Below are 14036 nucleotides of genomic sequence, written 5' to 3'. Positions count from 1 at the left end.
GGTGCGCGAAATCCGTGCCAGCCCTATGCGGCGAAACGATGTCGCCGATTGTTACTGGATCGTGTCGACGGCACTGGTCGACGAGCCGAAATCGCCGAGGGTGCGGAACGACAGATTGAAGCCGATGGTCTGCGACACCTCCCTGGTGTTCAGATCGCGCGACTGCGAGTAGGTCATCAAATAAGTGAAGCAGGAATCGTTGTAGGCGAAGCCGACGCCATCCTTGACCAGCAGGCTCTGCTGCAGGTCGTAGGTTCCTGTGCCGAAGACGCGCCAGTTTTCGGCCAGATGCGTGGATGCACCAAGCGTGACCTCGTGGCGGTCGGTGGTGAAGCCGTACAGCGGCTGGGCCTGGATGAAGGCGTATTTGGCGCTCAGCGACACAGGCAGGCCGGAATAGGCGGCCTTCACCTCGGCGCGGCGGATCTCGAAGCTCTGTTCGTCGAAACGGCCGCTGACCGAGGCCGCGAAGCCGTTGGGGCTGTTGATGCCGAACAGGCCGACATAGTCGGACTTGGTCGTGTCGAGGCCGGAGTTTGCGCCGACATTCACCAAATCCGGCGCGGCGAACGAATTCTCGCCGCCAATCTGATAGGATTGGCCGAAAATGGCATTGGTGCCCCAGCCATTGTTGTAGGAGCCGGAATAGCGGAAGCCGACATTGGCGCGCGAACCGCCTTCGACGCGGTCGTAGCCGGAGAACTTGTCGCGTTCGAACAAGGTGGTCGCATCGAAGACCATGCTTTGGGCGTCTTCGTTAGGCACTGAGAGGCCGCCGACATATTGCTCGTTCGGACGCATGAAGACCTGTGCCATCGGTTCGATGACATGGCTGGACCCGCTGGCCATGGAAAACAGCACCGGCCAACGCATCTCAAGCCCGGCGGTTGCCATGTAACGGGCAAATGACGAGCGCATGTCGTCCTGCTCGCCCAAATGCGTCGCCATTCTGTCGATCGCGTCCAGCGAAGCCGACGACGCGTTGAGGTAGTCGACGTCGCCCTGCAGCGCGAGCAACGGCGTCAGCACCAGCCCGCCATCGGTGACGAAGCTCCGCTTCCACTCGGCCTCGGCGGTGAGACGGCCCGATTCGCCTTCAATGCCGCGGACGCGCTGCGTGGGAGTGAGGGCATTGTAGGGCTCGACGAAGGTCTCATCGACATCGTCGCGGCGGATGACACGCGCGTTGACATTGAGCGATAGCTGGCCGCCGGCCACCGACGCATCAGGAATATAGGCGTAGTCGAGCGACGGCAGCACCCAGGGCTGTTGTCCGCTTCGCGCAGAGGCGTTGTCGTCAGGTGTATCTTCCTGCACATCGAAATGCATGGCGCGCACGTCGAAATAGTTGCGGCCGTTGAGACCCGTCAAGTAGACCGACGACTGGTGGACGCTGCTATTGTACTTTTCGATGCCGTAGGTGTTCGAGAAATTCTTGTCGGTCTGCAGCAGCACGTCCCAGCCGAAGTTCCAGCGTGAGTTGATGGCGAACTGCCCCTGGGTACCCATCATGCCGCGGAATTTGTTGGGATCGCCGGCGCTGCCCGAATTGACGTTGTGGCCAGAGCTGGAGGGGAAGGCAGTGGTGTCGAGGAAAGCGTCGGGATTCTGCTGGTGTATCCCGGCGATCTTCAAGCTGTACTCGCCATTGTTGAAGCGCTGACGCCACTCGGCCTCACCGAGGAAACCCTGCTTGGTATAGCCGGTGCCGGTGACGGTCAGGTCGTAGGTCGGCGCCAATGCAAGATAATAGGGGACTTTCACGCCGACGCCGAGATCGCTCTTGTAGATGATGCTCGGGATCAGGAAGCCGCTCTTGCGCTTCACCGTCGGGTCGGCAATTTCGAATGCAGGCAGATAGGCAAGCGGAAAACCGAAGAACTCGAAATTCGCATTCTCGAAGCGAACCGTCTTCTTCTCGCCGTTCCAGATGATCTTCTTGGCCTTGACGCGCCAGGTCGGCGCTTTGTCCGGCTTATCCTCGCACGGCTCGCAGGCGGTGTAGACGCCATTGTGGAAGGTGGTCAGCACGCCGCCCATGCGTTCGGCGCTTTCGGCGGCGAAATAGGCCTTGTCGATGGTTTCGACCCGCAACGCGTTGACGAAGCCGTCGGCGAAGTCATCGGTGATGTCGATATGCTGCGAATTGATCTTGGTACCGTCGCTGTTGATGACTTCGACGTTACCGCTTGCGACCATTCGCTTGGTGTTGCGGTTGTACTCGACCCGCTGGGCGACAAGGCGATTGCCACCATAGTCGATCTGCACGCCGCCAACGGCGGTCACGGTCTGGTTGTCGTTGTTATAGACCAGCGTGTCGGCCGCCAGCAGCATTTGCGAGCCGGACGGAACCGATGTCGCCATGTCGCCGACGTCCTGCGCAAGCGCCGGTGCCGGAACGGCGTAGGCAAGCACGCACGCCAAGGCGGTCGCCGCATAGAGGCGCGCCAAACCGGCCTGCCTGTTGCTGGGCAAAAACGCCTCCCTCACTAGCCGTCTTCCTTGTATAGCAGGAAAGTCACCCCGAAGAACATAGCCACCATGACCGGTACCCAGGCGGCTACGACAGTCGGCACGAATCCCGCCACGCCGAATGCCTTCACCAGAACCGAAACGACATAAAGCAGAAAGCCAGCGATGATGCCACCCAGAATCATCGTCGCCGACTGCCCCATCCTAGCAAATCGCATTGAAACCGTTGCCGCGATCAGCGTCATGGCGACGAGAAGGAACGGCAACGCCACGAGCGAATCAAACTGCATGGCAAAGGCATTTGCCTTGAGGCCGAAGGAGCGGGCAACCTCGATCTTTCCGGGCAGGTCGTAGAAGGGGATGGTTTCCGGGCGCGCCAGCCGCTCTTGCACGAATTCGGGCTTCAGATTGGTCGGTACGCGATCGGTTGCCGATGCCTGGATCGTGCCGTTCTGGAACGTCTTGACGTCCTGCAATTCCCAATAGCCGTCGCGCAGGAAGGCACGGGCAGCATCCTTGCGCTCGACGATGTTGCCTTGCGGGTCGAGAATGAAGAATACGACATCGGCCATTTCCAGGCCCTGGTTCAGGATGGCCCGCGCACCGATGATGGTGTCCCCCGAACTGGTTTTCTGCCGGATCCAGGGCGCGGCATCGGCCGAGACCGTATTCGATTTGCCGGAACGCAGCTGGGTTTCGATCTGCTCGGACCAGGAGAATGCGTGCGCGGCGAGCGGATTGATGACGCCAACCGACAGGACGCCGAACAGCAAGGCTCCGATACAGCAGGGCAAGAGGAACTGCCAGGCGGAAACACCGGCGGAACGCGCGATGACCAGCTCGTAGCGCCGGTTCAGCGACACCAGCGTCGCCATCGCCGAGAAGAGACCGACGAACGGCACCGTCTGCAGCATGATCATCGGCATGCGGAGGCCTGAAATGGCTACCGCCGTGCCGTAGGTGAAGCCGGGCAGGCCGGTGGTGCGGCCGGACAGCTCGGTGAAATCGATCAGGAACACCAGCGCCAGGAGGCCGATGAAGAACCAGATGGTGATCGTCACGTAGCGGAAGAAGAAATAGCGGCCCAGTGTCCAGCCCATCAGCCGACCCCTTGCCCTGATGTGCCGCGCCTGGACAAACGCAATTTGAAAGCATTCCAGCTGTCAGCGATGCGCGAGGCGAAGTTTGTCATCCAGTCCGCCCAGGTCACGGGCAGTTCCAGTGTCCGGTTCGAGACGATGAACCAGATCGCCACCGCGGAAGCCACGATCGGCACACCATAGACCATATAGGCATATTGCGGGATCTCATCCGCCTTGCTGGCGGCGAAAAAGCCCAGCCAACGCACGAACAGCGATATCGTGATCGCCGTGATCAGCGGATTGACGCGCGCCTCGCGGTGCGAGCGCGCATCCCCGGCGACCGCAAGCGCGATCAGCGCGAAAACCATGGAATAGGTCCATTCCGAGAACCGCTGGTTGACTTCGGCCCGGTATTCGTAGGGGCTCTGCTGATAATACTTGTCGTTGGCGCTCGGGTTGAGCAGGTACTGCGTCGTCTGGTCCTTGGGCAGGAGCGTCACCGCTGAAGCCGCCGCCATGAAGGCCGACATGTCGAAGGCATAGGAGGTGAAGCGGATGACGGAGAGATCGCCGGTCAGCGTTTTGCGATGGATGACGCCGTCATTCATCATCAGCACCTTTTCACCGCCGCGTTCGATGATGCTGCCGGTCTTGGCGTAGTAGACGAGGTTGACGCCTTCTTCGCGCGAATCGGCGACGAAAATGCCGCCCAGCCGATTGTTGGGAAGGCGCTCGCCGACCTGCAGGAACAACCCGTCGTCGATCTTGCGGAAGGTACCTTCCTGGATGATCAGCGACAACAGATCCGCGCGTGACGATGCCACCAGGGCCCGGTTCTTCTGCCGTGCGTAAGGATCGATGCCGTTGTCGACGGCAAAGGAAAAAACGGCTGCGGCGAGCGCCAGCAACATGATCGGCCGCACGATCGTCCAGCGCGAGGCTCCCGCGGCGTTGACGACGGCAAGTTCGGAATCCGAATTCATGACGCTGAGTGTCTGTGCGACCGCCACCACCAGCGCAAAAGGCACTACGATCGGGATGATGGACGGAAGGATGAGGGCGGCGACTTCGAAGAAGGTCAGCGCCGATTGGCCGCTGTCGGTGACCAGATCGATCTTTGCCAGCACCTGCGTCGTCCATACGATCGCCAGCGTCCACACAAGAGCGGCCATGAAGACCACGAAAGCGCGGCGCATGATGTAGCGTTCAACGACCTTCATGAAGGCTTTTCTCGATTTTTTCGAACGGCATCATGCCGCCGAACAAGGTAGCTGTCCGGCAGCGCCTGCACAACTGGCTCATCAGATGGTCTATCCGGGTTCTGTCCCACATCACGCCCCCCGGCTGGGCGGAGTGTCGGCGGGAATGGATAAGAAAGGGCGAACATCGATGGTTAACAACAAGTTGCGGCAAAAAGCGGGGCCGTGCCGCGACGAATCGTCATCGATTCCATAGGTCATATGGGATGCCAATTCGGCAAAGTCTTGCCAAATGCCGGAAAACGACCAAATGTCGCGCATCGTTTCGAACCGCTTCCCCAAAAGTCGCGCATTCCCTGAAAGCAGGACATGATGAATCAAAGACCGTCGATCGCCTTCGCCAAATTTTCCGGGTCCCAGAGCGGGGTGAACAAGAAGGGCACGGTCTTCGTGCTCGCGGCGGATGAGGGCGGCCTGAGCGACGTCGCCAAGCCCAGTGATCCCGGCAAGACACTGGAGCGGGCTTTTCCCGTGGCTGAGTTCACCGGCAAGTTCGCCAGCACGGTGGAAGTTCTGGCCCCGCAGGGAGCGTCGCTCGACAGACTGGTGGCGATAGGCACCGGCAAGGTGTCGGGACTGGACGAATATGCGTGGTTGAAGCTTGGCGGCACCGTTGCCGCGTCGCTGCGCAAGGCGACCGAGGTAGCGGTAGTCCTCGATGTGGTCGGCGCCTCGCCGAGCGCGAAGGACGCGGCAAGCCTTGCCGCGGGCATTCTCCTGCGCAGCTATTCCTTCGACAAGTACAAGACCAGGAAGGATAAGGACGACGGCAAGGCAGAGCCGAAGAAGCCGGTCAAGGTGACCATCCATACCGCCGATCCGGCCGCTGCGAAGAAGGCCTTCGCCGATGCCGAGGCGGTGATCGACGGCGTCCTTCTGGCGCGCGACCTCGTCAACGAACCGGCAAACGTGCTTGGGCCGGTCGAGTTCGCTGCCCGCGCCAAGGAACTCGAGGCACTCGGCGTCAAGGTCGAGATATTGGCTGAGAAGGAAATGAAGAAGCTCGGCATGGGCTCGCTGCTCGGTGTCGCGCAAGGCTCGCCACGCGGCGCCCGCATGGCGATCATGCAGTGGAACGGCGGCAAGCCGAAGGACAGCCCGATCGCCTTCGTCGGCAAGGGCGTCACTTTCGACACCGGCGGCAATTCCATAAAGCCGGCCTCGGGCATGGAGGATATGAAGGGCGACATGGGCGGTGCCGCCGCCGTTACCGGCCTGATGCATGCGCTGGCGGCCCGCAAGGCGAAAGCCAATGTCGTCGGTATCATCGGACTGGTCGAAAATGCGGTCGACGGTCATGCCCAGCGTCCCGGTGATATAGTCACTTCGATGTCGGGCCAGACCATCGAGGTGCTCAATACCGACGCCGAGGGCCGCCTCGTGCTGGCCGATGCGTTGTGGTACTGCAACGACCGCTTCCAGCCGAAATTCATGGTCAATCTGGCGACGCTGACCGGCGCCATCATGGTGGCGCTCGGCCAACATTATGCCGGCCTGTTTTCCAACAATGACGAACTGGCCGAAAAATTGTCGGTGGCGGGGCAGGCGACTCAGGAACGGCTGTGGCGCATGCCGCTCGGCGCCGAATACGACAAGCTGATCGATTCCAAGAACGCCGACATGAAGAACATCGGCGGCCGTTTTGGCGGCGCCACCATCGCGGCGCAGTTTCTGCAGCGCTTCGTCAAGGACACGCCATGGGCTCATCTCGACATAGCCGGCACGGCGATGGGGGCGCCGTCGAACGAGATCAACCAGTCGTGGGGTTCCGGTTTCGGCGTCAGGCTGCTCGACCGGCTGGTGCGCGATAACTATGAGCAGTGAACGGGTTCGATCACTATAGGCTGAAGCGATGGCCGACGTTCTGTTCTACCACCTGACCGAATCGACGCTGGAGGATGCGCTGCCAGGCCTCCTGGAGCGCAGCGTCGACCGTGGCTGGCGCGCCGTGGTGCAGACAGGCACCGAGGAACGCCGCGATGCGCTCGACCAGCATCTTTGGACCTTCCGCGACGATTCGTTCCTGGCGCACGCAACCGATCGTGAAGCTCATCCCGGCGAACAGCCGATTCTGTTGACCACCGGCGACGGCAATCCCAACGACGCCAAGATAAGGTTCCTGGTCGACGGCGCGGTGCCGCCTGACCTTGGCGGCTACGAGCGCGCGGTGTTCCTGTTCGATGGCCACGATGCCGCCCAGCTCGAGGCGGCGCGAGGACACTGGAAGGTGATGAAGAGCGCTGGCCACGACGTCACCTACTGGCAACAGACGCCAGATCGCCGCTGGGAGCGCAAGGCGTAGACCAGCCGCTTGTGGCGGATGACTCGATCCTACAGTCTTGCCTTGATCCGGTTCTGTTTCCGGGTGACGTAGTCGCCGTGTTTCAATCTCTTGAAAACATACCAGTCGCCATCCGGAGCCTTGCGCTGGTAGATTACTTTGCCAGCCTGGCGGTGCTCGAAGCAGGTCATCGAGCCCTTCACGCCCCAGGAACCGTGCCATTGCGCACGCCAGCACAGCTTGCCGCCGCCGGGAATGAACCACATGCCGTCGCCATAGCCCGACTTGCCTTTGTCGTGGGTCCAGGACTCGAACTGTCTCTGCTTGACGGCAAAGAAGCCGGCGCCCTTCTTGCCCCACAGCCACGAATGGTTCTGATAGATCTGGTAGACGCCTTCGTCAGGAACCGCTGTGGCCTCTTGAGCCTGCTCGGCGATTTTCATCGCCGTCTTGGCTGTCGCAGGAGCCTGGAAGGCAAGAACAAGAACGGAGCAGGCGAATGCCGCTCCAAGATAATTTCCCACTACCCGCTTCACGAAACTTCTCCACAGACTGATTTACGCCACGCCTCAATCCTCATCCCGAACCGCTGGTTCGGGATGGATCACGATCAAACAAGGAGATTGGAAGTCGATCCCGATCGCGTCGGGGTCGATCAGCACGATGCGTCTACGGCAGGACGTGCTGGGTCACCCTCCAGTCGGGCAGACCATAGCCACCCAGCCACGGCCACACTTCCTTCTGGTTGAAGTAGACAACCGAAGTCAGCGCCGGGAACTCCGCGTAGGATTTGCGGGAATCTTCCTGCCATTTCGAGACATAGTCCTGCTTCCCGACATAGCCGAGTTCCGCAACGATGATCGGCTTGTTGAACACTGCAACGCGGTCATAGCCGGGCTTCAGCAGCTCAGCGAAGGTGCGGTCGCGGCCGGTCTCGTCATCATCTTTTTTCTGCAGACCGAACACCGACAGGCCGATGACGTCGACATAGTCGTCGCCGGGGTAGTATTTTTCCAAACCCTCTTCGCCTTTGGGCGACCACATGTACTTGGCTGCGGGGGCAGCCTTGCGGCAGATGTCGACTTCGCGCTTGTAAGCGGAGATCCAGTCCTTGGGAGCCCAGTTGGCCCAGGTGAAGCGGCCGTTCTTGTCTTCCATTTCCTGCGCCCAGCGAATGGTCACCGGGCTCTTCATCTGTCCCACCAGGTCGCAGATCGCCTGCATGTTGGCGTCATATTTGCCGCTCAAAATGCCGTCGCGCAATTCGGGCGGGGTGATGCGCCAGTCCTTGGACCAGGTCCACGGCTCAACCGTGATCAGCAGCGAACGGCCGCGCTGCAGCGCATAGGCGTCGGCGAGTGGCAGCGTCGACAGATCGACGTCTTCCCAGGGCAGGAACAGCTCTTCGATGCTGGCGCTCTTGTCGGCGCTGAAGTCGCCGTAGGGATCGTAGGATCCGAACGCCGAGGCGGCGCTGCTCGTCTGGACGGGGTCCGTCGCGGCTACTGAGCCAGCGCCTCCTGCCGTGGGGAACGCGGCGCTTCCGCCCAATGCCAGCGCGATTGCAAGTGCTTTTACTGTGGAGTGTTTCATGTCGATCTCCCATGGCCCCAACCTCTTGCGGAAGTTAAGGCTTCGCCCGTGCGCATCGATGCTTGATCGACACGATTACCCAAAACCGATCGGCTCTATTTGGCAGAATCTGCGGGATTTCGGAGCGACCCGTTGGCGGATGTGCGAAACCTGACACAGAGCCACCCAAAAAATTATCTCTCAAGGCCCTATACAGGGGGCGCTCGAGAGAAAGTTCGCCGCGATACTCACAAATTCGCGTCAATATCCCGATATATCATCCCTGGCTAATTTAAGAGCCGGTCGCGACCAAGAGTCAAGTGCAATTAACGGTTGCTTAACCATGTGCGCGCGACATGGTTAACGCTGCTCTCAAAGTTCGATCCTTGCCGGACAGCTTTGGCCCATCGGCGAATTCTCCAGCGCTGAAAAATTTGCGGCTCATCGTTCACGTGCTGGTCGGTGGAAACTGTTCCACCGGACTATCCTTAACCAGTTCTGAAGAACCGTAGTTAAGAAATAACTAATTTAGTTGACTCTAAGGATGCCTGAGCGGATTCTGCTGCTGGGTTAGGCTCATCGGCCGTCGTTTGGCTGATGCTCGGGTGGCGGCAGTAAAGTGTATGAGTGTTTCCGCGGACGTGGGGATCATCGGCAGTAAGACCATGCCGAAACGGGGGCGTGGGGCAGCTCCGGGCAAGGCGGCGGAGAAGCCTCCTTTTCTGGTGCCCGTGCTGTCGGCCGCCCAGAAGCGGATCTGGAAGCTAGGACTTGCCTGCTGGTCGGTAACGTTCGGATTTTTCTGGTTCTGGTGGCTGCAGCCCGGGCACATCGAACACGTTATCCCATACATGCTGGCGACATTGACGCTCGTATGGCTGACATTCATGCCGATGTATTTTCTCTTGAACGTGCATGCGATGAAAAAGCCGTCCAGGCTTCACACGATCCCGAAGCATTCGCGTGTCGCGATGGTGGTGACCAAGGCTCCGTCAGAGCCGTTTTCCGTGGTTGCGCGAACCCTCGAGGCAATGCTGGCGCAGGACTGTCCGCATGATACCTGGCTGGCCGACGAGGACCCGTCCGAGGAAACGATTGCCTGGTGCGATGCCCATAACGTCATGATTTCGACGCGGCGCGGGCGGGAAGATTATCACCGCAAGGTGTGGCCCCGCCGGACGCGCTGCAAAGAGGGAAACCTGGCCTTCTTCTACGACCACTATGGTTATGAACGCTATCACTTCGTCGCTCAGATGGACGCGGACCACGTCCCGACACCAACCTATCTCAGGGAAATCCTGGTTGCCTTTGCCGACCCGGCGGTTGGCTATGTATCGGCGCCGAGCATATGCGACAACAATGCCGCTGAAAGCTGGTCGGCACGCGGCCGGCTGTTCCCGGAAGGGATGTTCCACGGACCTTTGCAGTCCGGCCACACGGGCGACGGAACGCCGCTCTGCATCGGCTCGCACTATGCCGTGAGAACCGCAGCGCTCAAGCAGGTCGGCGGCCTTGGCCCGGAACTGGCCGAAGATCACTCGACGTCCATGCTGTTCATTGCGGCTGGTTGGCGCGGTGTGCATGCCATAGACGCCATTGCCCATGGCGACGGCCCGCAAACCTTTGCCGATCTTGTCACGCAAGAGTTCCAGTGGTCGCGGAGCCTGATGACGATCATGCTCGAATACTCGCCCATATACCTTTCCAAGGTATCGCCACGGCTGAAATTCCAGTTCCTGTTCCGCCAGCTCTGGTATCCGCTTTTCGCCGTATTTTCGCTTCTCATGTACATCATGCCGATATACGCACTTATTACGGGTCAGAATTTCGCCAATGTGACGTATATTGACTTCCTTCTATACTATGCGCCGAACTCGATTTCGCTGATTGTGCTGGTGATGCTGTTGAAGTCCTTCGGGCTGTCGCGCCCACTGACCGCCAAGACGATCAGTTGGGAGGGAATGTTGTTCTCATTCTTCGCTCGTTGGCCGTGGGTGCTGGCGGGCACGCTGTCGTCGATCCGCGATTATCTGACCAAGTCGTTCGTCGATTTTCGCGTTACCCCCAAGGGCAGCGGCCCGAAAAACCTGCTGCCTGCCCGCGTTATTGTTCCCTATGTGGTGCTTGCAATGGGAGCTTCGCTGCCGGTCCTTCTTGTAGACCGCGCCTCGGACGCCACCGGCTTCTACTGGTTCGCTGCCTTCAATGCGTTCGTCTACGGATTGCTTGTGGTCGTGATCATCACCAGGCACCTCGTGGAGAACAAAATTTCGTTGCGTTGCAATGCCGCGAAACTCACCTTGCAGGCCTCGCTCGCTGGCGTTGCGCTCTTCGTCCCGGGCGCCGCGTTCTGTGACCGCGGCCTGGAAGGCATATATGGGCTCCAGCAGGGGGCAGGCGGTATGCGCATCGTCAGCGTGGCCTACCCGGTTTCCGGAGCCGGGCGCGGCGGGAGCGGAACCCGCACATTCCATCTTGACCCCGCCTGGAATCCGCCACGCTGACGCCGACAGGCGTCCGTGCGCAAACAACTCCCCTGAACCGCATTTGCCTTGATAGCCGGCCGGCAAGCTGTGGCAGGACCAGGCACGAGCCCAAAAGGTCAAATTTTAATAATATCCGGTCGAGTGCCGAAAGACCGCGCTCATCATATCGTTTGCATGATATTTAATAAGTCTCCCCTAATATACAGCCCATGATGTGAGTGGCGATGGGTCACTCGCGTGGTGCGGAAAGCAAATAAGAGCAATATATCTCCGCGCTCCAGCGACTTGTATTTCATGGCAGGGATAGCGATGAACAAAATAATGGAAAGAGGGGCAAGGCTCGGCAAGAAACATGCCTGTGCATTTGCCGCGGTTGCATTGATCTCGATGATGTCCGGTTGCCAAAGCATGGATGCCACCAAGACGAGCTCGATCGGCACCAAGCCCGTGGTTCATTCGCTTGGCCAGAGGGTGCACTACGCCAAGGACAAGCGGCTGCATCTGATCAACCGCAAACCGCTCACCAAGATGACCAACGTGACGCGTACGAGGGAGGAGGCCTATGCGGCCTTCGTGCGGCCGCAGCGGGTCGGCAGGCCGGCGACGGTGAAGGTCTCCTACAGTCTGGGCAATGGCGGCCCGCTCCTGGGTCATTCGCCCTGGATATGTGGTCCGAGCGGTTTCGGCCAGCGCGCCAGCTGCCGTTCGCGTTACTAAGCCATCAGACCTGAAGCGCGGCCGATTTGACTGCTGCCGGGTCTTTGCCGGGGGGCGCGAGTGGAGGGCGGGAGGTTTGCGCAGACGTTGCGCTTTGCCTCTTGCCCTCCAACCGCCATGCGTTCGTTAGGCGCGGACCTCCGTGGCATTCCGATCAGGTCACGATGCTCGGCCCGGGGCGTGCCAGCCGTCATTGTCGCCGCCCGGCGGCCGTGGCCGCGCGACATAGGCCGATGCTCCGTTCGCCTCGTGATAGACGCGTGCCAGCATTTCCGCCAGCACGCCCGACGTCACCATCTGCACCCCGGCGATGAGCATGAAGAAGCCGGTGAACAGCATCGGGCGTGTTCCGATGTCTTCGGCGAAAAACAGCTTCAGGCAAAGCAGGTAGGCAAGGATCAGCGAACCCAGCGCGCCAAGCACGATGCCGATGCCGCCGAAGAAATGTCCCGGCCGTGTGCGATAGCGCATGAAGAAGTACATGAACACCAGATCGAGCACGACCCTGAAGGTGCGCGAAATGCCGTATTTGGACTGGCCGTGGATGCGGGCATGGTGCGTCACCACCTCCTGCGCGATGCGTCTGGGGGTCGTCACCGTGGCCAGCCATGCCGGGATGAAGCGGTGCATCTCGCCATAGAGCTTGACGCTGCGGATGACGTTGCCGCGATAGACCTTGAGGCTGCAGCCATAATCCTTGAGGCGCACGCCGGTGACGCGCGCGATCAGCGCGTTGGCGATGCGCGAGGGCAGCCTGCGCATGAAAAAACCTTCCTGGCGGTCCTTACGCCAGCCGACCACCAGGTCGAGATCCTCGCTCAGCAGGCGATAGACCATGCGGGGGATGTCGTAGGGATCATTTTGCAGGTCGCCGTCGATCGTGGCGATGACGTCGCCGCGCGCCGCGTCGATGCCGGCCTGCATCGCGGCGGTCTGCTTGTAGTTGCGCACCAGTTCGACCGCATGCACATGCGAGCCGTAATGCGCTGCAAGGCGCCTGATCTCGCTCACCGTCGCGTCGGTGCTGCCGTCATCGACCAGCACGACCTCCCAGGGCTGGTCGTAGCGTTCCATCGCCTGGTGGATCCGTGCCAGCAGCGGCTCGACGTTTTCGGCCTCGTTGTACATGGGGACGACGATGGACAGCGTATGGTTCGGCATTACCGCGCCGTCAGGCAGTCCCGAAGCAGGGATGGGCAATACGTTCATTGGGATGGCTTCCTTGCAGGTCCGACAGCCGGATTTCCCGGCAGCGTCGATTTCGAGGGAAACAGCCAGGCGATCGCACCCGTGGCGATTGCCGAGCAGAAGATGAACAGGTGCAGCGCCAGCGCCGCCTGCAAGCCATTCTTCATCGTGATTCCGGAGGTGAGCAGCGCCGCCGCTGCTCCCGCTTCATAGGTGCCGAAGCCGGCGACGCCTTGCACCGGCAGTATGGCGGCTCCTTCGGCCCCAACGACGCCTGGAAAGGCGGTCGAAAAGGATGTCCCCAGCAGCATTGCCAACAACCATCCCTGCACAGTGAGCTTCAGCGACCAGTTCGCGATCGTCCACCACCAGCCATAGCGCGAGCGTCCGGTTGCTTCGGTGAACACATCTCGGAGCTTGCCGAGCTTCGCCACGATCTTGCCGCGGCCGGCCCAGTCATGCGGTGCACGCGCCCAGCGCGGCAGGTACCAGGCGGCGACGATCAAGACGGCCCCGCCCGCAATCCTAATCGCCGGATGCAGGCCCGGCCACACCGCCAGGGCGAGCACGCCGACGACGAAAGCGTCCTGCAGTCTGAACCACAGCAGTGAGGCGCTGGCGCGCATGATCGGTATGCCGAAGACCTGGCGCAGGAGCAGGGGAAAGGCCGTCTCGCCGCCGCGAAAGGGCACGACGTTGATCATCGCATTGTGGATCAGAATGACGCGCAGGCAGGCGCCGAAGCGGCCATGCACCTCGTCGCGGAACTCGTCGCAGACGCGCAGCGCACGCAAGACATAGGTGGCGAAGAACGCGATCGTCGCCACGGCGAAGGTGCCGGGCGTGATGCGGGCAAAGGCGTCGCCGACCATGCGCCAGCGCGAGTCGCTGGCGAGCCAGGCCAGCAGGGCCAGCGTCACAATGATCGAAATCGCTCGTTTCAACAATTCCTCCGGTCGCAACCGTCGAATTCCGCCAG

11 protein-coding genes are annotated in these 14036 nt (G+C 60.8%); 4 read left to right on the top strand and 7 right to left on the bottom strand.

Annotated elements, in window-relative coordinates; translation table 11 throughout:
• Positions 1 to 51: 51 nt before the first annotated feature.
• The 3 genes from EOC83_RS12180 to lptF are packed head-to-tail and all read right to left on the bottom strand — an operon-like array spanning position 52 to position 4774.
• Positions 52 to 2490 carry an LPS-assembly protein LptD gene (locus EOC83_RS12180; RefSeq protein ID WP_024504312.1) on the bottom strand — a complete coding sequence of 813 codons (2439 nt, stop codon included), beginning with the start codon at positions 2488 to 2490 and terminating at the stop codon, positions 52 to 54.
• Positions 2490 to 3575, bottom strand: a complete 1086-nt coding sequence (lptG, locus tag EOC83_RS12175; protein WP_174299091.1) for an LPS export ABC transporter permease LptG — start codon at positions 3573 to 3575, stop codon at positions 2490 to 2492. The genes EOC83_RS12180 and lptG overlap by 1 nt, the downstream gene beginning before the upstream one ends.
• A complete protein-coding gene (gene lptF / locus EOC83_RS12170; protein ID WP_013532506.1) occupies positions 3572 to 4774 on the bottom strand; it encodes an LPS export ABC transporter permease LptF in 1203 nt (400 codons plus the stop codon). Before lptF ends, lptG begins: the two co-directional genes overlap by 4 nt.
• Positions 4775 to 5125: 351 nt before the next feature.
• Here lptF and EOC83_RS12165 point away from each other — a divergent pair, with 351 nt between their 5' ends.
• Both EOC83_RS12165 and EOC83_RS12160 read left to right on the top strand, forming a co-directional pair.
• Positions 5126 to 6637, top strand: coding sequence for a leucyl aminopeptidase (locus EOC83_RS12165; protein WP_013532505.1), 1512 nt, complete (start codon positions 5126 to 5128; stop codon positions 6635 to 6637).
• Between the two features lie 28 nt (positions 6638 to 6665).
• Positions 6666 to 7115 (top strand): DNA polymerase III subunit chi, encoded by a 450-nt coding sequence (locus tag EOC83_RS12160; RefSeq protein WP_013532504.1) that lies wholly within the window; start codon positions 6666 to 6668, stop codon positions 7113 to 7115.
• Positions 7116 to 7144: 29 nt separating this feature from the next.
• Here the strand turns inward: EOC83_RS12160 and EOC83_RS12155 are convergent, their stop codons facing one another.
• Positions 7145 to 7630, bottom strand: a complete 486-nt coding sequence (locus EOC83_RS12155; protein WP_013532503.1) for a DUF995 domain-containing protein — start codon at positions 7628 to 7630, stop codon at positions 7145 to 7147.
• A 133-nt stretch (positions 7631 to 7763) separates the two neighbouring features.
• Positions 7764 to 8687 carry a glycoside hydrolase family 26 protein gene (locus tag EOC83_RS12150; RefSeq protein ID WP_013532502.1) on the bottom strand — a complete coding sequence of 308 codons (924 nt, stop codon included), beginning with the start codon at positions 8685 to 8687 and terminating at the stop codon, positions 7764 to 7766.
• Between the two features lie 602 nt (positions 8688 to 9289).
• Between EOC83_RS12150 and EOC83_RS12145 the strand changes: the two genes are divergently transcribed.
• Both EOC83_RS12145 and EOC83_RS12140 read left to right on the top strand, forming a co-directional pair.
• Positions 9290 to 11170 carry a cellulose synthase catalytic subunit gene (locus EOC83_RS12145; protein WP_013532501.1) on the top strand — a complete coding sequence of 627 codons (1881 nt, stop codon included), beginning with the start codon at positions 9290 to 9292 and terminating at the stop codon, positions 11168 to 11170.
• A 291-nt stretch (positions 11171 to 11461) separates the two neighbouring features.
• Complete coding sequence (locus tag EOC83_RS12140; protein ID WP_013532500.1) at positions 11462 to 11869, top strand: hypothetical protein; 408 nt, start codon at positions 11462 to 11464, stop codon at positions 11867 to 11869.
• Positions 11870 to 12028: 159 nt separating this feature from the next.
• On the opposite strand, the gene EOC83_RS12135 is transcribed toward EOC83_RS12140, so the two are convergent.
• A complete protein-coding gene (locus tag EOC83_RS12135; RefSeq protein ID WP_244514345.1) occupies positions 12029 to 13030 on the bottom strand; it encodes a glycosyltransferase family 2 protein in 1002 nt (333 codons plus the stop codon).
• Positions 13031 to 13074: 44 nt separating this feature from the next.
• A complete protein-coding gene (locus EOC83_RS12130) occupies positions 13075 to 14001 on the bottom strand; it encodes a lysylphosphatidylglycerol synthase transmembrane domain-containing protein (RefSeq protein ID WP_013532498.1) in 927 nt (308 codons plus the stop codon).
• Positions 14002 to 14036: the final 35 nt, after the last annotated feature.

This window comes from Mesorhizobium sp. Primo-A, from assembly GCF_003997175.1.
Lineage (GTDB): Bacteria > Pseudomonadota > Alphaproteobacteria > Rhizobiales > Rhizobiaceae > Mesorhizobium > Mesorhizobium ciceri.
The sequence above is the reverse complement of the archived record's forward strand: the minus strand, read 5'-3'. Positions and strand labels throughout refer to the sequence as shown.

Excerpts from the sequence above, each read along its gene's own strand:
- lptF (WP_013532506.1), bottom strand. The coding sequence starts at position 4,774 with ATGAAGGTCGTTGAACGCTACATCATGCGCCGCGCTTTCGTGGTCTTC.
- EOC83_RS12165 (WP_013532505.1), top strand. The coding sequence starts at position 5,126 with ATGAATCAAAGACCGTCGATCGCCTTCGCCAAATTTTCCGGGTCCCAG.
- EOC83_RS12160 (WP_013532504.1), top strand. The coding sequence starts at position 6,666 with ATGGCCGACGTTCTGTTCTACCACCTGACCGAATCGACGCTGGAGGAT.
- EOC83_RS12150 (WP_013532502.1), bottom strand. The coding sequence starts at position 8,687 with ATGAAACACTCCACAGTAAAAGCACTTGCAATCGCGCTGGCATTGGGC.
- EOC83_RS12145 (WP_013532501.1), top strand. The coding sequence starts at position 9,290 with ATGAGTGTTTCCGCGGACGTGGGGATCATCGGCAGTAAGACCATGCCG.
- EOC83_RS12140 (WP_013532500.1), top strand. The coding sequence starts at position 11,462 with ATGAACAAAATAATGGAAAGAGGGGCAAGGCTCGGCAAGAAACATGCC.
- EOC83_RS12135 (WP_244514345.1), bottom strand. The coding sequence starts at position 13,030 with ATGCCGAACCATACGCTGTCCATCGTCGTCCCCATGTACAACGAGGCC.